Genomic DNA, 26,281 nt, shown 5'->3' with positions numbered 1-26,281 from the left:
CTCCCGCGAAGGCGGGAGTCCAGTCTGGGTGCCCGCCTTCGCCGGGAAACAGTTTAGCCCTGCGGCTTGGCCTTGCCGGCCTTCGCCATGGCCATGCCGCTCGCACGGCAGTTGGCACCGATCATCGGGTAGGGAACATCGGTGTTCTGCGCCAGCTGGTCGGGCAACGCGGCGCGGCATTGCGCCATCGTCTCGTAGCGTGCCGGGATCACGCGCACCTCGGTGCAGTTCACATTGCCGTCGCCGCAACCCATGATGGCCATGACGTAGAACAGCGGTTCCATTTCACTCTCCGGTTGCGACAGGCCGTTGCGGCAGGACGTACCGATAAAAGCGACGAAGCGGCAGGATTGTTCCCCCAACTGCTTTTACCGGGGCTTGACTGCGCCTACATCGCATCGATCCATGCCCCCTGATACCTACACCTCCACCCGCGCGGACCAGCCGTTGCTGCCGACGCTTCGCCGCTTCCTGCCGTTCCTGTGGCCGGCGGGACAGCCCAAGCTGAAGGTGCGGATCGTCGTCGCGATGCTGCTCGTGATCGCGTCGAAGCTGATCCAGGTGTTCGGCGCGGCGTTTACGTTGAAATACGCGGTCGACCGGATGGCGGGGGACGATCGCGGGGCACTGACCTTGGTCGTGTTGCTGGTGGTCGGCTATGCGGCGTCGCGGTTCGGGACGACGTTGTTCGACAATCTGCGCAACGCGGTGTTCGAGCGCGTCGGACAGGATGCGTCGCGGCGGCTGGCAGCGCAGGTGTTTCGCCATCTGCATGCGCTGAGCCTCGATTTCCATCTGTCGCGGCGGACGGGCGCGGTCACCAAGGTGGTCGAGCGCGGCACCAAGAGCATCGACACGATGCTGTATTTCCTGCTGTTCAACATCGCTCCCACCGTGTTCGAGCTGGTGCTGGTGCTCGGGCTGTTCTGGACCAAGTTCGGCTGGCCCTTGGTCGTCGCGACGGTGGTGATGGTGGTCGGCTATATCCTCTTCACGCGGATGGTGACCGACTGGCGCAATGCGCTGCGCGCGCGGATGAACGACCTCGATACCGGGGCGGTTGCGCATGCGGTGGACTCGCTGCTGAACTTCGAGACGGTGAAGTATTTCGGTGCGGAGGAGCGCGAGGCGCGGCGGTACGACCAGGCTATCACGGCCTATTCCGAGGCTGCGGTTAAGAGCGAAAATTCGCTCGCGTGGCTGAACCTCGGGCAGGCGCTGATCACCAACCTGATGCTGGCGGGCGGCATGGGGTTCGTCGTGTGGCGGTGGAGCCGAGGCGAGGCGTCGGCGGGCGACGTGGTGTTCGTGTCGACACTGCTGGCGCAGCTGTTCCGGCCGCTCGACCTGCTGGGGATGGTGTATCGCACGATCCGGCAGGGTGCGCTCGACATGGCGGCGATGTTCGACCTGATCGATACGCCGGCCACCGTCGTCGACGCGCCGGGTGCGCCCGCGCTGGCGGTAAGCGCGGGGCATGTGCGGTTCGAGGGGGTGTCGTTCGGCTATGACGCGGGGCGGCCGATCCTGAGCGACCTGAATTTGGACGTGCCAGCAGGTTCCACATTGGCTGTCGTTGGGCCGTCGGGCGCGGGCAAGTCGACGCTCGCGCGGCTGCTGTACCGGTTCTACGACCTGACGGGCGGGCGGATTACCGTCGACGGGCAGGATATCGCGCAAGTGCGGCAGGCTTCGTTGCGGGCTGCGATCGGGATCGTGCCGCAGGATACGGTGCTGTTCAACGACACGATCGGGTACAATATCGCTTACGGTCGCGAGGGGGCGGAGATGCCTGAGGTCGAGGTTGCCGCGAAGGGTGCGGCCATCGCGGGCTTCATCGAGCGCCAGCCGCTGGGGTATGAGACGCGTGTCGGCGAGCGCGGGTTGAAGCTGTCGGGCGGCGAGAAGCAGCGTGTGGCAATCGCGCGGACTTTACTGAAGAACCCGCCGATCCTGATTCTGGACGAGGCGACGAGCGCGTTGGACAGCCGGACCGAGGCGGAGATCCTCGATACGCTCGAGGCGATCGAGCGCGGGCGGACGACGATCGTGATCGCGCACCGGCTGTCCACGGTGGTGCATGCGGACCAGATCGTCGTGCTGGAGGCGGGGCGGATCGTCGAGAAGGGCACGCATGCGGACCTGCTGCGGCAGGGCGGCGTGTATGCGGAGATGTGGAACCGGCAGGCGCAGGAGCGGGCTGGGGATGATGCAGGGGCGCTGGCGGCGGAGTAGGGGGTGGGCCTCAGGCGCCTGGTTTAACGGCGAACGCTCGCCATACCACACGCCGTCACCCCGGACCTGTTCCGGGGACCACCGTTCCGCAAACTCGCACGTTTCGATTTCGGGGACGGGTGGATGCCGGAACGAGTCCGGCATGACGGAGGGGTAGTGGCGAGTTCGCGACCACGTTCGACTAGGTGGCCACCCCGGCGGAGGCCGGGGCCCAATTGGGGAACGTTGCTAACGAAGGGCAGCGCGTCGTCATTGCCACCTTTCCACTTGGGCCCCGGCCTTCGCCGGGGTGGTTGTGGGACGGGTGCCGGGGTGCAACCCTAAAGGCGAGCGTTGCGATGCACGCAACATCCTCTGTTCCCTCGCGAACGCGGTGGTCCGCAAATCACGAGCGATGGCGCTGCTGGGTCCTGGGCGCCCGCGTTCGCGAGGGAATGGAAGGAGAGCGGGGGCGAAACTCCGCACCCTACGCCGGGATCGACGGATCCAGTTCGCGCAACCTCGCCTCGATCGCCTCCGAATATTGATAGATGTGCGTCAGGTCCGACAGCAAATGGCGCGTCTCGTCATTGCCGGCGAACATGCCGAGATACTTGGTCGTGATGCCATTGAAGTGCATCCGCGCGACCGTCTTCCGATTATTGTCGTCCAGCAGGATCGCGCAATACGAATTCGCATCGCGGACGATCACGCGTTTCGGATCCACCAGGCGCGAGGCGATCGCCTGGATGATGTGGAAGCCGGAAATCTCCTCCTGCGTGGTGACGATGCCGTCGCCGTCGGACGGGTCGTCGTCCGCGCCCGGCGGCAGGTCCTCGACCGGGCTCGACGCCTTCAACGCCGACGAAAGGCGTTCGTTGACGAAATCGCGGATCAGCGCGGCGATCGCAGGAGCTAAAAGCTTGGCGAATCCGTCCTTGATCGCCGGCGTGAGACGGCCGCCATGGACGCGCTGCGCCATCATCCGGACGAACTCGTCGGAGGGCTCGGCGAACTCCTTTTCGAGTTCGAGGCGGATCAGCGACTGCGTCTTGAGGTTGCCGGCCTCCTGGACGATCTTGTCGATGTCGAACGCGGCCTTGGTGAATTTCTCGAGCGTACGGATGTCGCCGGGCTTGATCGCGTCCATCGTGAAGGTGAAGAACGGCTTGTCGTCCATCTTGTTCGGGCGCTCGATGTCCGAATAGAATTGGTAGACGACGCCGTTGGTCAGCACGGCAAGGCGCGCATCGGTGACGCTGAAATAGCGGAACAGCTGCCCGGCATGGTTGACGTTGAGCTGGACCGAGGACGGCTTGCACTCGATCAGGATCGACACTTTCCCGCCCGCGCAGATCGCATAGTCGATCTTTTCGCCCTTCTTGGTGCCGATGTCGGCAGTGAATTCGGGGACGACTTCGGACGGGTTGAAGACGTCATAGCCGAGCGACTGGAGGAACGGCATGACGAGCGCAGTCTTCGCCGCTTCCTCGGTCAGCAGCACCTCGCGGTGTTCGATCGTGCGCTTCTGCAGCTCGGCCAGCCTGATGTTCAGTTCCATGCGCGTCCCCCGGATTGAACGGGGGAGGATGCGCAGGGAATTTACACGGGTCCATAACGGTACCGGAACAACCTGCCCGGATTTCGATCTAGTCCGTGCAGCGTGGCGATTGGGATGATCGGACCGATCGCGGATCATCCATTGCGGCGACGGTGAACGAACCCTAGGTCCGGGATAATGGCACTCGACCCCCTTCCAGATCTCCAGCGCATCTTTGGCTTTCCTGACTTTCGTGGCGTGCAGCGCGATGTCGTCGATCGGGTGCTCGCCGGACAGCGGACGCTGGCGGTGATGCCGACGGGGGCGGGCAAGTCGCTGTGTTACCAGTTGCCGGCGACGATGCTGGAGGGGACGTGCGTGGTCGTGTCGCCGCTGATCGCGCTGATGCACGACCAGCTGCGCGCGGCGACCGCGGTAGGGATCAAGGCGGCGACTTTGACGAGCGTCGATACGAACCGTGAGGAGACGATCGCACGGTTCCGGGCGGGTGATCTGGACCTGCTGTATGTCGCGCCGGAGCGAGCTTCGAACGAGAGTTTCCGGAACCTGCTCAGCCAGGCCAAGCTCAGCCTGTTCGCGATCGACGAGGCGCATTGCGTCAGCGAGTGGGGGCATGATTTCCGGCCGGACTACCGGTTGCTGCGGCCGTTGCTCGACAGCTTTCCGGAGGTGCCTCGGCTGGCGCTGACCGCGACCGCGGATGCGCATACGCGGGCGGATATCCTCGAGCAGCTGGGGATTTCGCAAGACGGCCTGATCGTGTCGGGGTTCGACCGGCCGAACATCCGCTATGCGATTTCGGGGCGCGACAACGTCAACCGGCAGATCGCGGACATCCTGGATAAGATACCGGGGCCGGGGATCGTCTACGCACAGACGCGCGCGGCGACCGAGAAGTTGGCGGAGGCGCTGGGGCGGAGCGGGCGACCGACGCGGGCCTATCATGCGGGGCTCGATCCGCAGGTGCGCGCAAAGAATCAGGCCGATTTCGTCGCGAGCGAGGACATGGTGATCTGCGCCACGGTCGCGTTCGGGATGGGGATCGACAAGCCCGACGTGCGGTTCGTGTGCCATGCCGGGCTGCCGAAATCGATCGAGGCCTATTATCAGGAGACCGGGCGCGCGGGGCGTGACGGCGATCCGGCGATCGCGCACCTGTTCTGGGGCGCGGAGGATTTCGCGCGGGCCCGGCAGCGGATCGGCGAGGTCGAGCCCGAGCGGCAGGCGGGCGAGCGGCAGCGGCTGACCGCAATGGGCGGGCTGGTCGAGACCGCGGGATGCCGGCGGCGGATCCTGCTCAAGCATTTCGGCGAGGAGCGGCTCGAGGATTGCGGGAATTGCGACAATTGCCTCGGCAATGTCGATGCGGTGGATGCGACCGAGACGGCGCGGAAATTCCTGTCGGCGGTGTTTCGCACCGGGCAGATGTTCGGCGTCGGCTATATCGAGGGGATCCTGACCGGCGTGTCGTCGGAGCGGAGCCTGATGAACGGGCATGAGGCGCTGTCGGTGTACGGGATCGTCGACGGCGACGAGGTGGCGTTGCTGAAGCCCGTGTCGCGTGCGCTGATGCTGAAGGATGCCTTGCGCACCAATCCGCATGGGGGCCTCGAGTTCGGGCCTGCCGCCAAGGCGATCCTGAAGGGCGAAGCGACGGTGTCGATCGTCGTGCCACCGAAGCGCGAGCGGCGGCGCAAGGCCGCGCCGGGCGCGACCCCGAACCCCGTGGACGATCCGCTGTTCGAGGCGCTGCGCGTGCGGCGGCGCGATCTGGCGAAGGAGGCGGGCGTTCCGCCGTATGTGATCTTCCATGATTCGGTGCTGCGTGACATGGCGGCGCAGCGGCCGGCGTCGCGGGCGGCGCTCGCGGTGCTTTCAGGCATTGGCGCGCGGAAACTCGACGCCTATGGGGATGCCTTCCTCCAGGTGATCCGCGAGTCCGCATGATACGGCACATCAACGAAAGTATTTCGGTCGCGCCGCAGATCGCGGTCGAGCACGTCGCGGAGATCGCCGCGGCGGGCTTCAAGACCATCGTCAACAACCGGCCGGACGACGAGGATGCGGGACAGCCTTCGGGCGACGCGATCCGTGCGGCGGCGGAGGCGGCGGGCCTCAACTATGTCGCGATCCCGGTGACTCATGCGGGCTTCTCGCATCCGCAGATCGACGCGATGACGCAGGCGCTGGTCGATGCGGACGGGCCGGTGCTGGCGTATTGCCGGTCGGGGACGCGGAGCTGCAATCTGTGGGCGCTGGCGGCGGCGAAAGCGGGGCGGAACCCGAACCTGCTGCTCGCGCAGGCCGAGGACGCCGGGTATGACCTGCGCGGGATTCGACCGATGCTGGACGCGCTCGCAGGGCCGCGATGACGCCTGCGATCGTCGGCGGCGTCGTGGCTGCCGTGGTGGTTCTACTTAGCGCCTTGGGCTGGGTGGTCGTGCGGATGCGGCGGGTCGTGAAGATCGAGACGCCCGAGGAAGCGGCGGACGCGGCGCAGGCGCAGCTTGCCGGTTTTGCGGTGGCGGGCGCTGTGGTCGGGGCGGATGGCCGGGGGGCGCTGGCGATTGCGGACGATGGGCGCGTGGCGGCGGTCAAGCGGATCGGGAAGCGGCTAGCTGTGCGCGAGGTTTCGTGGCGGCGCGTGCGCGCTACGCGGGAGGGGATTCTGGTGGAGACCGGGGACCGTGCGCTGGGGGCGGTGATGCTGGCGCAGGTCGATGTGCTGGATATCCGGCGGTTGGCGCCGAAAAGCGTTCGGGTTTAGCCGGGGGGCTTTAGCTGGGTTCGCTGCTTTTGTGCGCCCGCTCCTCTCGCCCGGCCTACCCCCTCGCCGGTTCGTTCCACCCACCCCGTTCGTCCTGAGTAGCTGCTGAGCTTGTCGAAGCGGCGTATCGAAGGATGGGTTGGGGCACGGGGCCTGTGCTTCGATACGCGCCCTCGATACGCTCCTTGCCGATCTACTCGGTCGCTACTCAGCACGAACGGTGTGGGGGTGTAGAGCGGCGAGATTCCTTTCCGCCCGGCTCGCTTATTGAGCACGCCCCCAACGCTTCGTGATACCGGTCCCTTTCCAAAAGGCTCCGTCATGCCGGACTGGTTCCGGCATCCACCGTTCCGCGTATTCGACGGATTTGAGTGTGCGGAACCGTGGACCCCGGAACGAGTCCGGGGTCCACGGGGTGGGTTGGGTGACCGGGCTCTATGCGATGCTTCCGAGAATAGCCGGATCGCAAAAGCACCTCCCCGGCGGAGGCCGGGGTCCAGTGGGGGAACGGTGCTGACGACGGCGGCGCTTCGTTATTGCCTCCTTTCCAACTGGGCCCCGGCCTTCGCCGGGGTGGTGTTGGGTCGAACGGGATATGGCACGGAACCGGTTCGGGGTGACCCGCCAAGCTGGGTCAGGACTCGTCCGCCCGCTGCGCCGTTGTTTCCCCGCGAAGGCGGGGACCCAGACTGGGCTCCCGCCTTCGCGGGAGAACATAGTAGGTGTCGCCCGCTCCCACTCCCAATCCTGCTCCTGCTTTCCAGACCTCGATCGAAGTCCCCCTTCGATCGACACCAAAAAAAGGCCCGGTGTGTTTCCACACCGAGCCAAGGTTGTCCGCAGGAGGAACGTCGTGGGTGCGGGCTCGGGCGGCCCGCTACCGATCAGTTGTAGGCGCGCTCGCCGTGTTCGCCGATGTCAAGACCCTCGTGCTCGACTTCCGGCGAGACCCGCAGGCCGGTGACGGCCTTGGCGACGTAGATCGCGATCGTGGTGCCGATCGTGGCCCAGATGATCGTCACGATCACCGCCTGGAGCTGCACGAAGAGCTTGGCGCCCATCGCATAATCCGCAGCTCCGGGCCCGCCGAGCGACGGGGCGTAGACCACCGCGGTGCCGATCGCGCCGACCATGCCGCCGATGCCGTGAATCCCGAAGGCGTCGAGCGAGTCGTCATAGCCGAGCATCGGCTTGAGCTTCGAGACCGCCATGAAGCAGATCAGCGAGGCGATCGCGCCGAGGATGATCGCGCCGAACGGGCCGGAGTTGCCCGCAGCCGGCGTCACCGCGACGAGGCCGGCGACGATACCCGAGCAGAAGCCCAAGGCCGAACCCTTGTGACCCGAGAGCTTCTCGGCAAGCATCCAGAACAGTGCGGCTGAGGCCGTGGCGACGAAGGTGTTGAGCATCGCGAGCGCGGCCGAGCCGTTTGCCTCGAGAGCGGAGCCTGCGTTGAAGCCGAACCAGCCAACCCAGAGCAGCCCGGTGCCGATACCGGTCATGACCAGCGAGTGCGGTGCCATCGGCTCCTTCGGGTAGCCGATGCGCTTGCCGAGGATCAGCGCCGCGACCAGCGCCGAGACGCCGGCGTTGATGTGGACCACGGTGCCGCCGGCGAAATCGAGTGCGCCCGCCTTGAAGAAATACCCGCTCGATGCCCACACCATGTGCGCGATCGGGAAGTAGACGATGGTAAGCCAGATCAGGCCGAACACCATCACCGCCGAGAACTTCATGCGCTCGACGACCGAGCCCAGGACCAGCGCGATGGTGATCGCGGCGAAAGTCATCTGGAAACAGATGAAGACATATTCGGGGATCTCGACGCCCGCCGTGAAGGTCGCCGCCTGCGAGGCGGGCGTGACGCCCTTGAGGAACGCCTTGTCGAGGCTGCCGATGAAGTTGCTGAGCAGCGGGTTGCTCACGTCCGGACCGAACGCCAGCGTATAGCCCCACATCACCCAGATCAGCATCGCGAGTGCCGCGACGGCGCCGATCTGAGTCATGGTCGACAGCATGTTCTTCGACCGCGTGAGGCCGCCGTAGAACAGCGCGAGGCCGGGCAGGATCATCATCAGGACGAGGACCGTCGAGGTCATCATCCAGGCGGTGTCACCCTTGTTCACGGTGGCCACCACCGGTGCGGCTGCAGCTTGTGCCCAGGCGGGTGCGGCGGCGATCATCGCCGCTCCGAACCCTAGCGCCGCGACGGCGGCTGTCTTCATATCAAGCTTCATCATGTCCCCCCTCAGAGCGCTGAATCGTCGGTTTCGCCGGTGCGGATGCGGACCGCCTGGCCGACATCGAGCACGAAGATCTTGCCGTCGCCGATCGCGCCCGTGTTCGCCGAGGCCTGGATCGCCTCGACCACGCGGTCGGACAGGCTGGCGGCGCAGACCACCTCGATCTTGATCTTGGGCACCATGTTGGTGCTGTACTCGGCCCCCCGATAGATCTCGGTCTGGCCCTTTTGACGACCGAAACCCTTGACCTCGGTGACCGTCATACCGGCCACGCCGATCGTGGTGAGCGCTTCGCGCACCTCGTCCAGCTTGAACGGCTTGATGATGGCAATGACGAGTTTCATCGCGGCCCTTCCCCCTTGTTACGGGAGACGCCTCGCAATGTGCGTGCCAGTTGCGGTGTGGAGGGATGAGGTGTGCTTGGGGAGCGGGTAGAGGGGCGGTTTGGGATTAAAACTTGTGCAGTGCGGTGGAGGTGCTCGAAAAACGGGCAGCTATCTTTCCGTCATGCCGGGCTTGTTCCGGCATTTACCGCGCCACGTACTCGCGAGCGTTTGGTTTGCGGGACCGTGGATGCCGGAACGAGCCCGGCATGACGGAGTGGGTGGGGTGGCGGGGTTTGTCTCCCCCGCCGGCCACGCCCAACTCAATGGCGGAAGTGGCGCATGCCGGTGAAGACCATCGCGAGGCCAGCTTCGTCCGCAGCCGCGATGACGTCGGCGTCGCGGATCGAGCCGCCGGGCTGGATCACTGCCGTGGCACCAGCCTCGACCGCCGCCAGCAACCCGTCGGCGAACGGGAAGAACGCGTCGGAGGCGACCGCCGAGCCGATCGTGCGCGGGGTGGACCAGCCGGCCTTGTCCGCGGCGTCCTTCGCCTTCCACGCGGCGATGCGCGCGGATTCGAGGCGGTTCATCTGGCCCGCGCCGATGCCCGCGGTGCTGCCGTCCTTGGCGTAGACGATCGCGTTGGACTTGGTGTGCTTGGCGACGGTCCAGGCGAAGCGGCAGTCGATCAGCTCCTGCTCGGTCGGCTGGCGCTTGGTGACGACGGTCAACTCGCCCGGCGTCCCGTTGTCGCGTCCCTGGACGAGCCAGCCCCCGGCGATCGACTTCGCCGTCAGCCCCGTGCGCGCAGGATCGGGGAGCTCGCCGGTGAGCAGCAAACGGAGGTTCTTCTTGGCGGCGAACAGCGCCATCGCGTCGTCGTCCGCGTCGGGCGCGACGACGACTTCGGTGAAGATGCCGGTGATTGCGCGCGCGGTCTCGGCGTCGAGCTTACGGTTGACGGCGATGATGCCGCCGAACGCCGACACGGTGTCGCAGGCGAACGCGGCGGCATAGGCTTCGGCGAGCGTGGACGCGGTGGCGACGCCGCAGGGGTTGGCGTGCTTGACGATCACGACGGAAGGCTCGGCGTCGCGGAATTCGGCGATGAGCCCCAATGCAGCGTCGGCGTCGTTGAGGTTGTTGTAGCTGAGCGCCTTGCCCTGGAGCTGGCGAGCTTGGCCGATGCCGCGGACCGAGCCGGTGGCGGTGTAGAAGGCGGCGGACTGGTGGGGGTTCTCGCCGTAGCGAAGCGTGTCGCCGCGCTGGAGCGTGATCGGCAGTGTGGCGGGGAATTCCTCGGCCTGGTCGACGGTGCCGAACCAGGTCGCAATCGCGGAATCATAGGCGGCGGTGGTGGCGAAGGCTTTCGCGGCGAGACGCTTGCGGTCTTCGAGAGTGGTCGTGCCGCCCGAGACGAGCGCATAGTCGGCGGGGTCGGTGACGATCGCGACATAGGCATGGTTCTTGGCCGCCGAGCGGACCATGCTGGGGCCGCCGATGTCGATGTTCTCGATCACGGTGTCGCGGTCCGCGCCCTTCGCGACGGTGGCTTCGAACGGGTAGAGGTTGACGATCACGAGGTCGATCGCGCCGATCTGGTGCTCGGCCATCGAAGCGGCGTGGCCTGCGTCGTCGCGGACTGCGAGGAGCCCGCCATGGACCATCGGGTGGAGCGTCTTGACACGGCCGTCCATCATTTCGGGGAAGCCGGTGAGTTCGCTGACGTCGCGGACGTCCAGGCCGGCGGCGCGGAGGGCTGCGGCGGTGCCGCCGGTGGAGACGAGTTCGACGCCGTGGCTCGCGAGCGCCTTGCCGAGATCGACGATCCCGGTCTTGTCGGAGACGGACAGGAGCGCGCGCTTGATCGGGATGCTGGTCATGAGGGTCTTTCGTCGGGGTTCGCCGTGCGGCGGTCCCTTAGCGTCGGTTGACGTTGGGGAACAGGGGGGCGCTAATCCTCCCCTTTCAGGGGAGGTGGCAGCCCGCTTGGGCTGACGGAGGGGTGATCCGCTATCGAGAGGGTGTCACCCCTCCGTCTGGCAAGCGCCAGCCACCTCCCCTGCAAGGGGAGGATCAGAGTTTCAGGCCTTTTTCAATGCCCAGCTCACACTCGCGCCGCCGGCCGCCGCTTCACCCGTAATCATCAGTTGCTGCGTCGCAACGGGGCGGCCGTCGGCGTCGATCCAGACGCTGCCCTCGACCACCAGCGCGCCACCGCGACAACGAAACTGCCAAAGCGGACCGCCGGGAAGGCGTAGGATCGCGCCCAGGCCGTCCGCCGTGGGGGAGACCTGGACGCCTTCGCCGAGATGGAAGCGGATCGCGAACAACGACAAACCTGTGCGGCGCTTGCGGCCTTGCGGCAACAGCGCGTCCTCGCCGCGGAGTTCGCGGCCGTCGCCGGTGAGCATCAGCTGGCGGCGGTGGAGGAAACCCCAGCGGCGGACATAGCCGTCGTGGCTCGCCTCGATCCGGCTGGCAGCGTCCGATTCCTGGCGGCTGAGTTCGACCTCCGCCACGCCGCGGCCGAGCGTGCCGTCGGCGTGGATCGCGGTGGAATTGCTGTCGGCGATCGTCAGCGTGGAGTGCGCGGCCGTCGAGCGCAGGCCCTCGACCATCGCTGGCGGGAGTTGGGCGATGCCCGCGCGCGCGCCGCCGCAATTGACGACGATCCGAGCCGGGCCGTCCGAGAATTCGAACGCGAGCGTCGAGGCGCAGCCGCCTTCGACGAGGCGGGCGATCGGTGGCGGCGCCGCGTCTACGATCAGGACGGCGGTGCCGGCGGCGAGGCGTTGATAGCCCCAGTCGCGCGCCTGGCGGAGCGGGCGGGTGCGGACGCCACTGGCTTCGATGACCGCGGCGACCTGCGTTTCGCTGGCCGGGCCGCCGCCCTGCCAGCTCGACAGGCCACGATCGGCGTGCGCGACGCCGAGCAACGCCGCGACCATGCGGGAGAGCGTGACCGCCACCGTCTCGGGGAGTTCGGCGCTGCGGGCGGCGTAGCTTTCCTGAAGCAACGTCAGCAGCTGGATCGAGTCGAGCAACATCGCCGGGCTGCGCGAGACCGAGCCGTCATCGTCGAACAGGCCGGTGCCGAGCGCGCGGAGGAGGCCGGCCTCGCCGAACGCCTGGCGCGGTTCGCCGCCGGGGATCAGCAGGCCGGCGGCGACGACTCCGCACCAGGCAGCGATGCGCGGCGCGCCCGCCGGGGCCTTGTCGGCGGTGCGATCGAGGTGGAGCGCGCCCTTCGCAAGCGCGTTCAAGACCTTGGAGCGGTAGATCTGGTCGGACGACGACAGGATCAGCGGTGCGTGCGCGGTCCAGGCGAGGATGCGCCGACCCCACATGTCCGGGCGCCACGCGATCCCGCCCTGCGTGTCGGCATGCGCGGACAGCCAGAGGCCCATGAGGTATTCGGCGATCGGTGCGCCGCGCGCACGGGTCGCGACGGTCGACAGGTCACGCAGCCACGCGAAACTGTGGAGGTATTCGGCGAACGGCTTGGGGAGCGGCTTGGCGAGATCGAGCGTCTCGATATCGCGCGCCTCGCCGCGGAACGACAGGACGCCTTCGAGCAGCATCGTGCCACGGGGGATGTCGCCGAGGATCGGGTCTTCGGGGACCGCGATCAGCTTGAGCGGATAACGCCCCTTGAGGCGGAGCGTGTGGAGCGGGGTGCGCCATGTCAGCCGGTGGAAGCGCTCGGCGAGGCGATCGGCGAGCGACAGCCCCTTGTCGCCGCCGAGACGGATCAGGCGGCGGCCTTCGTCGATCCCGTCGGGGGCGGGATCGGTCACGGGATCAGAGCGCTCGTTCACCCCCGCAACGCGGCGATGTTGGCGGCGTAGTGGTCGGGGCCGCCGCGGAAGACCGAGGTGCCGGCGACCAGCGCGTCGGCGCCGGCGTCGATGCAGCGCTTGGCCCATTCGGCGTCGACGCCGCCATCGACTTCGAGATCGATCGCGCGGCCGCTTTTCTCGATCATCGTGCGGATCGCCGAAATCTTCTTGAGCTGGCTCGGGATGAAGCTCTGGCCGCCGAAGCCGGGGTTGACGCTCATCACCAGGACGAGGTCGACCATGTCCATGAGGTAGTCGAGCATCTTCGCCGGGGTGCCCGGACAGATGACGATTCCGGCGCGCTTTCCAAGGCCCTTGATGTGCTGGAGCGAGCGGTGGATGTGCGGGCCGGCTTCGTAGTGCACGGTGATGCAGTCGGCGCCCGCTTCCGCGAACGCGTCGAGATACGCGTCGACGGGGGAGATCATCAGGTGGACGTCGAACGGCTTGGTGGTGACGCCGCGGACCGATTTCATGACCGCGGGGCCGAACGAGATGTTGGGGACGAAATGGCCGTCCATCACATCGATGTGGATCCAGTCGGCGCCGGCCGCGTCGATGGCGCGGACTTCCTCGCCGAGTTTGGCGAAGTCGGCGGAGAGGATCGAGGGGGCGATGCGGACGGGTTGCATGGATTTGTCCTAGCGCGGGATTGGGTTGGTGCGAAGTCTTTCAATCCTCCCCCGCAAGGGGGAGGTGGCACCGCAGGTGACGGAGGGGGAGGACACGGAAGCTGTGTTGTCGCCCCCTCCCCCTCCGTCTGGCAAGGGCCAGCCACCTCCCCCTTGCGGGGGAGGATCGCTTAGGCGCGCTTCAGGCGGGCGATGAAGAAGCCGTCGCAGCCGCCTTGGTCCGCTAGCATGCCGGGGAGCGTGCGGATGGTGCCGGTTTCTGTTGGCGTGATGCCGGCGGGGAGTTCGGACTGGTCGACCGGGGCGATCGAATAGTCGCTGCGGGCGGCGAGGAATGCGTCGAGTTGCGCTTCGCCTTCGGACGGTTCCAGGGAGCAGGTGGCGTATACCAAAGTACCACCGGGCTTCACCCAGTCCGCCGCCCTGGCGAAAATCCGCGCCTGCAACGCCGCGGTCTCGGCGATGATCGACGGGCGGACGCGGTGGAGGACGTCGGGATGGCGGCGGAAGATACCGGTTGCGCTGCACGGCGCATCGATCAGGATCGCGTCGGCGGGCTCGGCCGGCGCCCATTCGAGGATGTCGGCGTTGACGACCTCGGCCTTCAGATGCGTGCGGTAGAGATTCTCGCGGAGGCGCTTGATCCGGCTCTGCGAATTGTCGACCGAGGTGACGGTCCAGCCGGCGCTCGCGAGTTGCAGCGTCTTGCCGCCAGGCGCGGCGCAGAGATCGAGCACGTGACCCTCTCCCTTCCCCAACAACCGTGCGGGGAGCGAGGCGGCGATGTCCTGCACCCACCAGGCGCCGTCGCCGAAGCCGGCCATGTCGGGGACCGAATCATGGTCGCCCAAGCGCAGATGCCCGGGCATGAAGCTTTCGCCGCCGAGCTTCTCGCGCCAGCCTTCGGTCTCGGACGGGTCGGCGATCGTGAGGTCGAGCGGCGGCACCTGCGCGATCGCGCGGCCGGCGGCGTCGACCATCTCCTCGCCCCATGCGGCCTCCCAGCGCAGTTCGACGGGGGCCGGCAGCGTCGGCACTTCGGGGAGCAGCATGTTCGCGCGGAACAGCGTCCCGAACACGCCGTGCACCAGTTTGCGCGGGCCGCCGTCTACCAACGGCAGCACGGTCGAGATCGCGGCATGCGACGGCGTGCCGAGGATCAGCACCTGGACCAGCGCGATCCGCAGCGCCATCCGCGCCTTCGCGTCGTCGGGCAGGTTGGTCTTGGTGACCGAATCGATCATCGCGTCGAGATCGGGAAGACGGCGCAGCGTCTCCGCGGCGATCGCGTGCGCGAGGCCGCGATCGGGACCGTGGATTGCGCGGGTTGCGGCCGGCAGTGCGGATTCGAGCGACTCGCCGCGACGCAGGACGGCGTCGAGCAGGCGGAGCGCGGCGCGGCGGGTCGGGACGCCAAGCGGCTCGGGGGCGTGGGTATAGTCGGGCATATTAAGGTCCTTCGCGTTCGGTTTGTCTCGCGGCTGTTGTGGCAAAGCGGCGCGACAGGGCCCATGTGGCGGTTACGACGCCAACACGCAAATCCGGAGAGCCGCGATGGGCCAGCGCCCCGATCACGTTAAGCCACCCGAATATCTCGCGAAGAATACGCCGGTGCCGAAGCCCGAGGCGATCGTGCCCGACAAGGACCCCGAGCCGCGCGATCCTACGCGCTATGGCGATTGGGAGCTGAAGGGCATGGCGATCGATTTCTGAGGCGCTCGACCCACCTCACCACCCCGGCGGAGGCCGGGGCCCAAGTGGAAAGGTGGTCGTAACGCAGCGCTGTCCGTCGTTAGCGACGTTGCCCAATTGGGCTCCGGCCTCCGCCGGGGTGGTGCAATGGCTAGGGCGAACGGATGTAATCTGCGGCAGCGGTCCTGACGCAGGCGGAACGATTTCCCCAGCGGCGCGTCGCCGCTATGATGAGGGGATTATTCGAGAAACGCTGGGTTAAAGTCACCGGCATCGTTGTCGCGAGCGTGCTCGTGTTGGGGCTGGTGGGGCTTGCCGCGTTTCCGTGGGGATCGCTGAAAGGCGTGATCGAGCGGCAGTTGACCGCGCGGTTCGGGCGCCCTGTGACGATCGGCGGGATCGAGCGGGTCGACGCGTTCGGGTTCAATCCGACGATCCGGATCACGAACGTGCGGATTCCGCAGGCCGACTGGGCCGGCAAAGGCGATTTCGTGCAGTTGCGCGAGGCCGAGGCGACGTTTTCCGGGCTCGCCTTGTTGAAGGGCGCGTTCGGGCCGCGCGACGTGAAGGCGCGCGGGCTGCATCTGGTGATGGTGCGCGACAGGAACGGGCGGACGAATTGGGAGCGGCCCGGCAAGCCCAAAGGCGGGAGCAGTTCGACCGATCTCGACGGACTGACGATCAGCGACAGCGTGATCGAGTATCGCGACGACAAGGAGGATCGCTTCTTCAAGGCGCGGTTCGCGTCGGATCCGGTCCACGGGATCCGGGCGAACGGGAGTGGGACGATCCGCGGCGCTGCGGTGCGGATCGGCGTCGCGGGGCCGTCGGTCGAGAAGTTTCATGGCAAACCCTGGCCGTTCACCGCCTCGATCGATGGCGAAAAGCTGTCGGTGACCGCCAAGGGCCTCATGGACAAGCCGCTCGACACCGATGCAATGACGCTGGACGTCACGGCACGCGCGACCGATCTGAAGCTGATCGACGCGGTGATCGAGGCGGGGCTGTTCCGGACGCAGCCGGTGTCGTTCAGCGCGCATGTCCGCCACGACCAGCCGAAATGGACGATCACGCAGCTGAAGGGCGTGGTCGGGCGGTCTGATTTCGCGGGCCACGTGACCGTCGACAAGCAGGCGGGGCGCAGCAAGGTGGACGGCGACATCGTGTCGCGCCAGTTCGATTTCGGCGATCTGGCGTCGGACGAGGGCAAGGCCGAGGGCGCCGCGCTGGAACGCCGGATCGGGCCGCGGCTGGTGCCCAACACGCGAATCGATATCGGCAAGATCGACACTACCGATGCGCGGATGGGGTTTCGGATCGGACGGATCGTCAGCGGCAAGGGCAAGTCGCCGATCCTGTCCGCAAAGGGCACGCTGGCGATCGATCATCAACTTCTGACGCTCGGCGATCTGGTCGCGCGACTGCCGCATGGCAACGTCACGGGCAAGGTGACGGTTGACCAGCGCGGCGACCGGAAAGTGCCGACGGTCGATCTCGACCTGACGCTGCGCGGGAGCAGCGTTCAGGATATCGCGGGCGGCGGCGGCGATTTCAGCGGGAACGTCAGCGCGCGGGTGCGGCTGAAAGGACCCGGCGAGACGATCCGGGCGGCGGTCGGGCGGTCCAACGGGACGATCGGGTTCGTCGCGCGCGACGGGCAGTTGCCGCAGGGAATCGCCGCCGCGCTGGGGTTCGATGCGGCGCGGGCGCTGCTGGCGAAGGATGGCGAGCGGGCGGGCCTGCGGTGCGTGGTGCTGAAGCTGGACGTGACGGGCGGGCGCGGGCGGGTCGATCCGATGATCGTCGATACGACGGCCAGCCAGTTGCGCGGGGCCGGCAGCGTGGTGTTCCCGGGGGAGACGTTGGATATTCGACTGACCGGCGCGCCGAAACGCGATGCGCTGCTGCGGTTGCCGGGGGCGGCGTACATGACGGGGACGATCGAGCGGCCGACCGTGACGATCCCGCCTGAGGTGAAGTCGGTGGGGAATATCTTTAAGGCGATCGGGCGGGCGATTTCGGGGAAGCAGGGCCCGGTCGCGGGGGATGCGGATTGTGCGGGGCTGGCGGCGCGGGTGTTGCGGTGACCCTCAATCCTCCCCCGCCGGGGGGAGGTGGCTGGCGCTTGCCAGTCGGAGGGGGAGGTAAGGGATACGTCTGTTCCGTGTCCTCCCCCTCCGTCACCTTCGGTGCCACCCCCCCTGGCGGGGAAGGATCGCGAGGTCAGCCCCCCTTGTTCTCCCGCGAAGGCGGGAGCCCAGTCTGGGTCCCCGCCTTCGCGGGGAAACAGTTTTAGCCGGCCTCGCCCTTTAACGGCCGCGCCAGCAGATCGCCGATTACGTCGCCTACCGGGGCACCGTCCAACAGGCGGCAGACGGCTTCGGTGATTGGCATGTCTACACCGGCGTCACGGGCGGCTTCGCGGAGGACGGGGGCGGTGAAGGCGCCTTCTGCTACCGTGCGGCGGTCGGCGAGCAGCGTTGCGGCGGAGTCGCCTCTCCCCAGACCGACGCCGAGCGAGAAATTGCGCGAGCTGGTCGAGGAGCAGGTCAGGACTAGGTCGCCTAGGCCAGAGAGCCCGGCGAGCGTTTCCGCGCGCGCGCCTCGGGCGAGGCCGAAGCGCGTCATTTCGGCGAACCCTCTTGCGATCAGGGCCGCGCGGGCGTTCTGGCCTAGCCCTGCGCCCTCGACCACGCCGCAACCGATCGCGAGGACGTTCTTCACCGCACCGCCGATCTCCGCGCCGGCGACGTCGGTCGAGGCGTAGGTGCGAAAATGGCGTGCGGCGAGACGGGTCGCGAGGCGTTCGCCGAGGTCGGCATCCTCGCAGGCGAGCGTGACCGCAGTGGGCAATCCGGCGGCGACTTCGTGCGCGAAGGTGGGGCCGGAGAGCACGGCGATCGGCGCGTCCGGGTGGACGGCGCGGGCAACTTCGCCGACGAGGCGCTTGCTGCCGGCTTCGATGCCCTTGGCGCAGAGGACGAGGGGAATGCGGCCGACCGGGGCGGCGGCAAGGACGCTGCCGACGTGCTGCGCAGGCGCGACGACGAGGATCGCGTCCATGTCGGCAAGCGCGGTGAGGTCGTCGGTCGCGCGGATCGTCGGGGAGAGCGCAACGCCGGCCAGGAAAAGGCTGTTCTCATGGTGTGCGTTTATGCATTCGACGACGGCGGTTTCGCGTGCCCAGAGGACGACGTCGCGGCCTTCGTGCGCCGCGACCTGCGCGAGTGCCGTTCCCCAGGCGCCGCCGCCGATGACGCCGATCTTCATGCCTTCACCCCTGCACCACGCACCGCTTCGGCGTTGGGATCGAGCGGCCAGCGCGGGCGCGCGGCGACGTCGAGCGGGTCGGTGAGTCCGGCGGCGAAGCGCTCGGCGCCCGCCCAGCCGATCATCGCGGCGTTGTCGGTGCAGAGCCACAAAGGTGGCGCAACGAAGCGGAGGCCGTGATCGCTGGCGAGAGCCTGCAATGCGCCGCGCACCGCGGTGTTGGCCGCGACTCCGCCAGCGACGACGAGCGCGGTGGCGCCGTGCGACGTCCGCAGCGCCTTGGTCGTGCGGTCGATCAGGCAGTCGACGACCGCGGCCTGGAACGAGGCGGCAAGGTCCTCGGGCGAATATTGGCCGACGACCCGGGCGACCGCGCTTTTCAGACCGGCGAACGAGAAATGCGGTTCGGCCGAGCCTTTGAGCGGGCGTGGCAGCGGGACCGCCTTCGGATTGCCGAGCGCAGCGGCGCGTTCGACCGCAGGGCCGCCAGGGAAGCCGAGGCCGAGCAGCTTGGCGGTCTTGTCGAAAGCCTCGCCTGCCGCGTCGTCAATCGTCGTCGCCAAACGCCGGTACGCGCCGACGCCCTCGACCAGCAGCAACTGGCAATGGCCGCCGGAGACCAGCAACAGCAGGTACGGAAATTCCAGGTCGGGATCGGACAGCCGCGGCGAGAGCGCGTGCCCTTCGAGGTGGTTGACCGCAATCAGCGGCTTCCCTGCGGCGTGCGCGAGCGCCTTGCCCGTCACCAGCCCGACCATGACGCCGCCGATCAGCCCCGGCCCGGCGGTCGCGGCGATCGCGTCGACGTCGGCGAGCGTCAGCTTCGCGTCGGCCAAGGCCGCGACGATCAGCGGCTCCAGCGCCTCCACGTGCGCGCGCGCGGCGATTTCGGGGACGACGCCGCCGAACGGGGCGTGTGCAGCCTCCTGTCCCAACAGCCGATGCGCGAGGACCTGGCGGTCGCCAGTGACGAGCGCGGCGGCGGTTTCGTCGCAGGAGGATTCGATACCGAGGATGATCATCATACACCTGTATATGGGTGCGCGAAGCTTGTCGAAGCCCCGCCCTTTCTGCATGGCGCGCAGGATGACTCGTTTTCGGCTCGGTACGCGCGGTTCGCCGCTGGCGCTCACCCAGGCGGGCATGGTGCGCGATGCACTGTGCGCGGCGCATGGCTGGTCCGACGACGCGGTCGAGATCGTCGTGATCCGCACCACCGGCGACCGCGTGCAGGATCGTGCGCTCGCTGAGATCGGCGGCAAGGCGCTGTGGACCAAGGAACTCGATCGCGCGCTGCATGATGGCGACATCGATTGCGCGGTGCATTCGATGAAGGACGTCGAGACGATCCGGCCCGCGACGCTGAAGATCGCGGCGATGCTGCCACGCGCCGACGTGCGCGACCGGCTGATCGGGGCGGAGACGCTCACCGACCTGCGGCCGGGCGCGGTGGTGGGCACGAGTTCGCCGCGGCGGCGCGCGCAGATGCTCCGGCTTCGGCCCGACCTGGAGATCGTGCTGATCCGCGGCAACGTCGACACGCGGCTCGGCCGGGTGGCGAGCGGCGAGATGGATGCGACTTTGCTCGCTGCCGCCGGGCTCGACCGGCTCGGGCGCGACGACGGGCATGCGATCCCGACCGATGTGATGTTGCCCGCGCCAGCCCAGGGTGCGGTCGGCGTCGAGGTGCTCGCGGGGAGCGCGGCGGGCGAGATCGTCGCGGCGATCGACCACCATGATACGAGTGCGTGCGTGCTGACCGAGCGCGCGCTGCTCGCGCGGCTGGGGGCGGACTGCCATTCGCCGGTCGCGGCGCTCGCGTCGCTGGCAGGCGAGACGCTGACGTTGCGCGCCGAGCTGATCGCCGAGGATGGGTCTTGCGACGTCGCGGGATCGATCGAGGGCACGGTCGACGACGATCTCGGCACGGCACTCGCGGAGGATCTGCTCGCGCGTGCGCCGGCCAGCGTCAGGCGGCTTTTCTCCGCATGAAGCCCCGATGACCCGCATGGTCGTGGTGCTGCGGCCGGAACCGGGCAACACGCGCACCGCCGATGCCTTGCGCGCGCGCGGGCTGGAGGTGCGGCAGGTTCCGCTGTTCGCGGTGGTGCCGGTCTATTGGACGCCGCCCAATCCCACCGGGTTCGACGGGCTGTTGCTGACGAGTGCGAACGCGGTGCGGCATGGTGGCGCGGGGCTGGGCCTTTTCAGGCGGTTGCCGGTGGTCGCGGTCGGCGCGGCGACGGCGGCGGCGGCGAGCGGGGCCGGGTTCGCGGTCGCGGTGACGGGCGGCGAGGATGCGCGCGCGGTGGTGGCCGAGGCGCGGGATCGGGGTTTCGCGCGGTTGCTGCATCTTGCCGGGCGCGAACAGGCGCCGACCCAGGACGGCGTCGAGGCGGTCACCGTCTATGCGAGCGAGGCCGTCCCGGTGCCGGCGGACGTCGCGCGGTCGTTCGAGGATGCGCTGGTCCTGGTGCATTCCGCGCGCGCCGCCGCGCGGCTGGCCGAGCTGGTCGATGGGGCAGGCGCGGATCGCTCCCGCATCGCGCTGGTCGCGATCAGCCGGGCGGTCGGCGACGCGGCCGGGACGGGCTGGGGCGAAGTCGCGATTGCCCCCGAACCGAGCGATTCGGCGGTCGTCGCGATGGCCGCTGCGTCCGCGAACACGCGCGCGATTGACCAGCGCGCGCGCGGCGGGGATAAGCACGCCATGAGCGACTACGTGCCGACCGATCGCCCACGGGCACGCGGACCTAGAATGGGTGTCATCCTTGCGCTGGTGGGCCTTGCGTTCATCGCCGGCCTCGCGCTGATGGCGTATGCGGCCAAGACCGTGCCGTGGTTCGGTTTCACCCGTTCCACCGCCGCCGCGACGACGGCGCAGCAAAAGGCTTCGGCGTCCGCGACCGGCTATATCCCGTCGCAGCCGCTGGGCCCCGACGGCGAGCCGCAGGCGGCCGCGCCGGTCGATACCGCGGTGCTGGCGACGCGCGAGGCGACGCTGGCGGCGCAATTGGCCGCGCTCGAGGCGCGCACCGCGGCGATCACGACGGATGCCAGTGCGGCCGGCGGACAGGCGACGCGTGCGGAAGGGCTGATGGTCGCGTTCGCCGCCCGCCGCGCGCTCGATCGCGGGGTCGGGCTCGGCTATCTCGAGGAGCAGTTGCGGCTGCGCTTCGGCCAGGCCCAGCCGCGCGCGACGATGCTGCTGATCCAGGCCGCGCGCCAGCCGGTGACGCTGGAGGATTTGCGCCAGGGCCTCGACACGATCGCGCCCGACATCACGACCTCAACCGGCGAAGGCTGGCTCGACACGATCCAGCACCAGATCGATTCGCTGGTAGTTTTGCGCAAGGCCGGCACGCCCTCGCCCATGCCCGCCGACCGCCTCGCACGCGTGCGCCGGTTGCTCGAAGCGGGCCAGGTCGAGGCGGCACGGGCCGAGGTCGCGCGCTTGCCGGGTGCGGCGCAGGCCAGCAACTGGATGGACGCCGCGCGGCGCTACGTCACCGCACGCCAGGCGCTCGACGTGATCGAGAACACCGCACTGATTGGCCAGGCGGGCCAGCCGCAGCCGGCGCCCGTGGTTATCCCGCCGCCGGTCGTGGAAACGACGACGCCGGACGAGGGCGCTGCCGGCATATAAGCGGGCAAACGTCGTTTCGGGTGTGGTGTTGATCTAAGTTGTTATCATTGCTGGCGACTTGCTAGCACGAGATTAACCCGCCGAGCCCAACCTGCGCCCATGAACCCGGTCATGCCCCGCAGTCCCAAGGACCTAGAACTCTGGCATGGGCGCCATATCCAGCTCGCCACCCTGGCGCTGACCGCGCAGGTGATGGAAATGCATCTCAGCCTTGCCGCACTGTACAGGGAACAGATCGCCGTGATCCTGCTGGGAAGACTCTAGCGCGATATCGCCGGGATCACGCGCGACGATACACTCGCTGCCAACGGGACCAAATCAACCGGCTACACGCTCGATCAGCGCCATTGCCGCGTGGGGCGCGCGGACCTTGGCGCCGTTGATGAAGAAGACGAACGTCTCGCGGGGGGTCTTCGCCGGGGCGGTGTCATCGACATAGGGCAACCCGCCCGGCCGGTCGCCCGCCGCCCAGGTCTTCGCCTTGGCGGCCCAGTCGTCGAGCGCGTTCGGGGCGTAGCCGGCGACGAAACGCTCCTCGGCATCCTCCAGCCGGGCATAGACGAAATCGCCGGTGACATCGGCGATCGCGGGGTATTCGGCGGACTGGGCGAACACGATCGCGACGCCGGCATCGCGGCACATCGCGACGAATTCGGGCACCGCGAAACTTTCGTGCCGGACCTGGATCGCGTGGCGCAGCGCCAGACCGTCCTGCTTGGCGGGCAGCAGTTTCAGGAACGCGGCGAAGTCGTCGGCGTCGAATTTCTTGGTGGCCATGAACTGCCACAGGATCGGCCCGAGCCGGTCGCCCAGTTCGACGATCCCCTGCCCGGTAAACTTCGCGATCGACTCCCCCGCCTCCGCCAGCACCTTCCGGTTGGTGCAGTAGCGCGAGGCCTTCAGCGCGAAGACGAAGCCGTCGGGTACCGCCTTGGCCCAGGACGCGAAGGTCGCGGGCTTCTGGCTGCCGTAATAGGTGCCGTTGATCTCGATCGCGGTGACGCGTTCGGCGGCATAGTCGAGCTCGCGCTTCTGCGGCCATTTCTCGGGATAGAAGGTCCCGCGCCACGGCTCGTAGGTCCAGCCGCCAATACCGATTCTGATGGTCATGCCGGCGAGTGTAGCGCGATAATGCAGGGCTTGGCGACATCGCCCCAAGCTGGCCGCCCAAGGCGCGGATCGTCGGTGCCACGGAAAGACCCCGACAGCCGAAGCTGCCGGGGTCTACGTACCGCTTGCAACGCGTGCAGCGGATCCGATCGGCATCGTCATCCTTTGGGGGGCGATGCCGATGCCGGGGCTCGGATTACTGAAGCAGCTTCAGGACGCTCTGCTGGCTCTGGTTCGCCTGGCTCAGCATCGCGGTCGATGCCTGGCTCAGGATCTGCGCCTTGGCGAGCGCGGTCGTCTCGGACGAGAAATCGGTGTCCTCGATACGGCTCTTGGCGTCCGACAGGTTGGTCGAGTTCGAGGTCAGGTTGTTGACTGCCGACTGGAGCTGGTTCTGTGCGGCACCCAGACCGGCACGTGCCGTGTTGATCGTCTCCAGCGCGGCATCGACCGTGGTGATCGACGAATTGTCCGTCGCCGTACCCAGGTCGAGTGCGGTCGCCGCCGTGATCGTCGCATCGGCAACCAGCGAAGGCAGCGTCAGGCTGACCTTGTCTTCGATGTTGGCTCCGGCCTGGATCGTGACGACACCGGCCGTACCCGTGCTACCGTCGAACAGCTTGTTGCCGTTGAACTTCGTATTGGCCAGCGTGCTCGTGATCTGCGCGGTCAGTGCGGTGACTTCTGCCTGGATATTGACCTTGTCCTCGGCGCTGTACGTGCCGCTCGACGACTGGACCGCGAGTTCGCGCACGCGCTGCAGGTTATTGGTGACCTCGTCGAGCGCGCCTTCGGCGGTCTGCGCCATCGAGATGCCGTCGTTGGCGTTGCGGATGCCCTGGCTCATGCCCTTGATCTGCGACGACATCGACGTCGAGATAGCGAGACCGGCTGCGTTGTCCTTCGCCGAATTGATGCTCTTGCCGGTCGACAGGCGCTCCATCGAGGTTGCAAGAGCGCTGCTGGCAGCGTTCGAGGCGTTCGAGGCGCGCATAGCCGAGATGTTGGTACCGATGACAGTCATTGCGAAATCTCCGTATATGTTCCGACGATCCGCGCCGCCCCCATGGCGAAAACCCCGTGCCGTCGAGATGAGTAACGGCCGCCTTCGCGCCGACTTAAATTAAAAAATCGCCCCTCGCGCACGGGCTCGCACACCGGTGCAGGCGTGCTCGCGCGCGCGAACGCGACCGTGTGTGTCCATGCGGACGCGCCCGGACAAAATTTGCCGGCGGGCGGCAGCGTTTAACCACAAGTTTACCAACCTTGGCGCAAGTCTCGAATCGTCCAGGGGGAACACCATGCGTTCGATTTTTCCGTCAGCCGCAGTCACTTCGCGGAAATATGCGCTCGTCTCGTCGCTGCGCGCGCAGGGGTTCGGCGTAGGCTCGTTCGAGACGGCACAGCCGAGTGCGGACGACCTGTTTCTGGTCGCTGACGGCGAGGGCATCACGGCCCCTGCCCGCACCGTGGTGATCGGATGCACGGGTCGCAAAGTGACCCCGTCGCGAGGCGGTGCGCCAGCCCGGATCAGCTTTGCCGCAGAAGATACCGCGGTCGGCAACGGCTTCGCCCGCGCCCTGATCGGCGGCCCGGACATGCCGACCGCCGCGGACCCGGAATCGCTCGCGCTGCTCGCCCTCGCGGAGCGCGTCGCCGCCGCCGACATCACCGTGCTGATCAACGGCCCGACCGGCACCGGCAAGGAAGTCCTGGCCCGTGCCATCCACAACGGCTCCGCGCGCAAGGACAAGCCGTTCATCGCGATCAACTGCGCCGCGCTGCCCGAATCGATGCTCGAGGCGCTGCTGTTCGGTCACCAGAAGGGCGCGTTCACCGGCGCGTCGTCGGGCGGCGACGGGTTCTTCCGCGCGGCAAACGGCGGCACGATTTTGCTGGACGAAATCGCCGAGATGCCGCTGCAGCTTCAGGCGAAACTGCTCCGCGTCTTGCAGGAGCGCGAGGTCGTGCCGCTCGGCGCCTCGGTGCCGCAGTCGATCGACGTCCGCGTCATCGCCTGCGCCAACCGCGATCTCCACGCCGAAGTCGCCGCCGGCCGGTTCCGCGCCGATCTCTATTACCGCCTCGCGGTGTTCCCGCTCGCGACCAAGTCGCTGGCCGAGCGCCCGCAGGACATCCCCGCGCTCGCCGCGACGCTGATCCTGCGTCACGCCGGCAACCGCAACGTCATTCCCTGGCCGAGCCATGCGGCGATCGAGCAACTGATGCTGCACGACTGGCCCGGCAACGTCCGCGAGCTGGAAAACGTGATCCAACGCGCGCTGCTGTTCTGCGGCGGCGACACGATCGAGGCGAACCACATCGTGTTCGATCGCCCCGTGTCGATGACGTTCCAGCGGAGTGCACCAGTCGCGTCGATCGCACCCGTGGCGCCGAACGAACCCGAAACTCTCGGAAACATCGTCCAGATGAGCGAGTTCGCCGCGATCCGCGAAACGCTCAAGGCCTGCAACGGCAGCCGGATCGAGACCGCGAAACGCCTCGGCATTTCCGAACGCACGCTACGCTATCGCCTCGCCAAGGCACGCGAGCAGGGCGACGACATCGGCAACGCTCAGAACTGGGGAAGCGCCCATAACTGGGCCGCCTCGGCATGAGCGGCGTGTCCGGAATCGGCGGCGGCGCGATGAGCGTCGACCGCGTCATGGCGCTGCGCTCGCAGATCCTCGAACGCAACCAGGCGCTTTCGCGTGCCGGGGCGAGCGCGACCGTCGCGCCGACCGAGACGGTCAAGCCGACCAGCTTTGCCGACACGATGGAAACCGCGCTGAAAAGCGTCAACGACGGCCAGACCCAGGCCGCCAAGCTCAGCGAAAGCTATGAGCGCGGCGAGACGGTCGACATCGCGAAAGTGATGCTCGCCCGCCAGCAGGCGTCGGTCGGGTTCGAGGCGACGTTGCAGGTCCGCAACAAGCTGCTGTCCGCCTACAAGGATATCATGAGCATGCCGGTCTGAC

General features: G+C 67.7%; 23 protein-coding genes. 11 read left to right on the top strand and 12 right to left on the bottom strand.

Annotated elements, in window-relative coordinates; all coding sequences use genetic code 11:
* Positions 1–53: 53 nt before the first annotated feature.
* Complete coding sequence (locus tag SPHN_RS12830) at positions 54–284, bottom strand: hypothetical protein (protein ID WP_248523863.1); 231 nt, start codon at positions 282–284, stop codon at positions 54–56.
* Positions 285–405: 121 nt separating this feature from the next.
* Between SPHN_RS12830 and SPHN_RS12825 the strand changes: the two genes are divergently transcribed.
* Positions 406–2,235, top strand: coding sequence for an ABCB family ABC transporter ATP-binding protein/permease (locus SPHN_RS12825; protein WP_248523861.1), 1,830 nt, complete (start codon positions 406–408; stop codon positions 2,233–2,235).
* 466 nt (positions 2,236–2,701) lie between these two features.
* Here the strand turns inward: SPHN_RS12825 and SPHN_RS12820 are convergent, their stop codons facing one another.
* Positions 2,702–3,775: a type I restriction endonuclease gene (locus SPHN_RS12820; protein WP_248523859.1), complete on the bottom strand. Its 1,074-nt coding sequence runs from the start codon at positions 3,773–3,775 to the stop codon at positions 2,702–2,704.
* Between the two features lie 177 nt (positions 3,776–3,952).
* Between SPHN_RS12820 and recQ the strand changes: the two genes are divergently transcribed.
* From recQ to SPHN_RS12805, 3 genes are read left to right on the top strand one after another with little or no spacing between them, the layout of a single operon-like run.
* Complete coding sequence (gene recQ / locus SPHN_RS12815) at positions 3,953–5,722, top strand: DNA helicase RecQ (protein ID WP_248523857.1); 1,770 nt, start codon at positions 3,953–3,955, stop codon at positions 5,720–5,722.
* Entirely contained in the window at positions 5,719–6,147 is a 429-nt protein-coding gene (locus SPHN_RS12810) for a TIGR01244 family sulfur transferase (RefSeq protein WP_248523856.1), read from the top strand. The genes recQ and SPHN_RS12810 overlap by 4 nt, the downstream gene beginning before the upstream one ends.
* Complete coding sequence (locus SPHN_RS12805) at positions 6,144–6,542, top strand: hypothetical protein (protein ID WP_248523854.1); 399 nt, start codon at positions 6,144–6,146, stop codon at positions 6,540–6,542. Before SPHN_RS12810 ends, SPHN_RS12805 begins: the two co-directional genes overlap by 4 nt.
* Positions 6,543–7,426: 884 nt before the next feature.
* On the opposite strand, the gene SPHN_RS12800 is transcribed toward SPHN_RS12805, so the two are convergent.
* The 6 genes from SPHN_RS12800 to SPHN_RS12775 form a co-directional block, all read right to left on the bottom strand.
* On the bottom strand, positions 7,427–8,767 hold the full coding sequence (locus tag SPHN_RS12800) for an ammonium transporter (protein WP_248523852.1): 1,341 nt from the start codon (positions 8,765–8,767) through the stop codon (positions 7,427–7,429).
* Between the two features lie 23 nt (positions 8,768–8,790).
* Positions 8,791–9,129, bottom strand: a complete 339-nt coding sequence (locus SPHN_RS12795) for a P-II family nitrogen regulator (protein ID WP_056053652.1) — start codon at positions 9,127–9,129, stop codon at positions 8,791–8,793.
* 302 nt (positions 9,130–9,431) lie between these two features.
* Positions 9,432–10,994 carry a bifunctional phosphoribosylaminoimidazolecarboxamide formyltransferase/IMP cyclohydrolase gene (purH, locus tag SPHN_RS12790; RefSeq protein ID WP_248523850.1) on the bottom strand — a complete coding sequence of 521 codons (1,563 nt, stop codon included), beginning with the start codon at positions 10,992–10,994 and terminating at the stop codon, positions 9,432–9,434.
* Between the two features lie 201 nt (positions 10,995–11,195).
* On the bottom strand, positions 11,196–12,932 hold the full coding sequence (locus SPHN_RS12785) for a heparinase II/III family protein (protein WP_432715089.1): 1,737 nt from the start codon (positions 12,930–12,932) through the stop codon (positions 11,196–11,198).
* Positions 12,929–13,585: a ribulose-phosphate 3-epimerase gene (gene rpe, locus SPHN_RS12780; protein WP_248523847.1), complete on the bottom strand. Its 657-nt coding sequence runs from the start codon at positions 13,583–13,585 to the stop codon at positions 12,929–12,931. Before rpe ends, SPHN_RS12785 begins: the two co-directional genes overlap by 4 nt.
* A 170-nt stretch (positions 13,586–13,755) precedes the next feature.
* On the bottom strand, positions 13,756–15,033 hold the full coding sequence (locus tag SPHN_RS12775) for an RsmB/NOP family class I SAM-dependent RNA methyltransferase (RefSeq protein ID WP_248523846.1): 1,278 nt from the start codon (positions 15,031–15,033) through the stop codon (positions 13,756–13,758).
* Between the two features lie 106 nt (positions 15,034–15,139).
* On the opposite strand from SPHN_RS12775, the gene SPHN_RS12770 reads away from it, so the two are divergent.
* The gene (locus tag SPHN_RS12770) at positions 15,140–15,298 is read left to right on the top strand and encodes a DUF1674 domain-containing protein (RefSeq protein ID WP_107963485.1); all 159 of its coding nucleotides are present in this window, start codon (positions 15,140–15,142) and stop codon (positions 15,296–15,298) included.
* Positions 15,299–15,507: 209 nt separating this feature from the next.
* Positions 15,508–17,364, top strand: a complete 1,857-nt coding sequence (locus tag SPHN_RS12765; RefSeq protein ID WP_248523845.1) for an AsmA family protein — start codon at positions 15,508–15,510, stop codon at positions 17,362–17,364.
* A 205-nt stretch (positions 17,365–17,569) separates the two neighbouring features.
* On the opposite strand, the gene SPHN_RS12760 is transcribed toward SPHN_RS12765, so the two are convergent.
* Both SPHN_RS12760 and tsaD read right to left on the bottom strand, forming a co-directional pair.
* Complete coding sequence (locus tag SPHN_RS12760) at positions 17,570–18,547, bottom strand: NAD(P)H-dependent glycerol-3-phosphate dehydrogenase (protein WP_248523844.1); 978 nt, start codon at positions 18,545–18,547, stop codon at positions 17,570–17,572.
* The gene (gene tsaD / locus SPHN_RS12755; RefSeq protein ID WP_248523843.1) at positions 18,544–19,572 is read right to left on the bottom strand and encodes a tRNA (adenosine(37)-N6)-threonylcarbamoyltransferase complex transferase subunit TsaD; all 1,029 of its coding nucleotides are present in this window, start codon (positions 19,570–19,572) and stop codon (positions 18,544–18,546) included. The genes SPHN_RS12760 and tsaD overlap by 4 nt, the downstream gene beginning before the upstream one ends.
* A gap of 61 nt (positions 19,573–19,633) precedes the next feature.
* Here tsaD and hemC point away from each other — a divergent pair, with 61 nt between their 5' ends.
* The 3 genes from hemC (at position 19,634) to SPHN_RS12740 (ending at position 22,457) form a co-directional block, all read left to right on the top strand.
* Positions 19,634–20,539 (top strand): hydroxymethylbilane synthase, encoded by a 906-nt coding sequence (hemC, locus tag SPHN_RS12750; RefSeq protein ID WP_248523842.1) that lies wholly within the window; start codon positions 19,634–19,636, stop codon positions 20,537–20,539.
* A gap of 7 nt (positions 20,540–20,546) precedes the next feature.
* A complete protein-coding gene (locus tag SPHN_RS12745) occupies positions 20,547–22,193 on the top strand; it encodes a uroporphyrinogen-III synthase (RefSeq protein ID WP_248523841.1) in 1,647 nt (548 codons plus the stop codon).
* A gap of 99 nt (positions 22,194–22,292) precedes the next feature.
* Entirely contained in the window at positions 22,293–22,457 is a 165-nt protein-coding gene (locus SPHN_RS12740; protein WP_164913452.1) for a hypothetical protein, read from the top strand.
* Positions 22,458–22,511: 54 nt separating this feature from the next.
* Here SPHN_RS12740 and SPHN_RS12735 read toward each other — a convergent pair whose 3' ends face one another.
* Together SPHN_RS12735 and SPHN_RS12730 are read right to left on the bottom strand one after the other, a co-directional pair.
* Positions 22,512–23,303 (bottom strand): DUF72 domain-containing protein, encoded by a 792-nt coding sequence (locus SPHN_RS12735; protein WP_248523840.1) that lies wholly within the window; start codon positions 23,301–23,303, stop codon positions 22,512–22,514.
* Between the two features lie 196 nt (positions 23,304–23,499).
* A complete protein-coding gene (locus SPHN_RS12730) occupies positions 23,500–24,327 on the bottom strand; it encodes a flagellin (protein ID WP_248523839.1) in 828 nt (275 codons plus the stop codon).
* A 277-nt stretch (positions 24,328–24,604) separates the two neighbouring features.
* Between SPHN_RS12730 and SPHN_RS12725 the strand changes: the two genes are divergently transcribed.
* Together SPHN_RS12725 and fliE are read left to right on the top strand one after the other, a co-directional pair.
* The gene (locus SPHN_RS12725) at positions 24,605–25,921 is read left to right on the top strand and encodes a sigma-54 interaction domain-containing protein (protein WP_248523838.1); all 1,317 of its coding nucleotides are present in this window, start codon (positions 24,605–24,607) and stop codon (positions 25,919–25,921) included.
* On the top strand, positions 25,918–26,280 hold the full coding sequence (gene fliE, locus SPHN_RS12720; protein WP_248523837.1) for a flagellar hook-basal body complex protein FliE: 363 nt from the start codon (positions 25,918–25,920) through the stop codon (positions 26,278–26,280). Before SPHN_RS12725 ends, fliE begins: the two co-directional genes overlap by 4 nt.
* The last annotated feature ends 1 nt before the right edge of the window (position 26,281 follow it).

The sequence above is a fragment of the Sphingomonas faeni genome, assembly GCF_023195535.1.
GTDB classification, from domain to species: Bacteria; Pseudomonadota; Alphaproteobacteria; order Sphingomonadales; family Sphingomonadaceae; genus Sphingomonas; species Sphingomonas faeni_B.
Note: the sequence above shows the minus strand (reverse complement) of the source record. Positions and strands in the feature narration are given on the sequence as shown.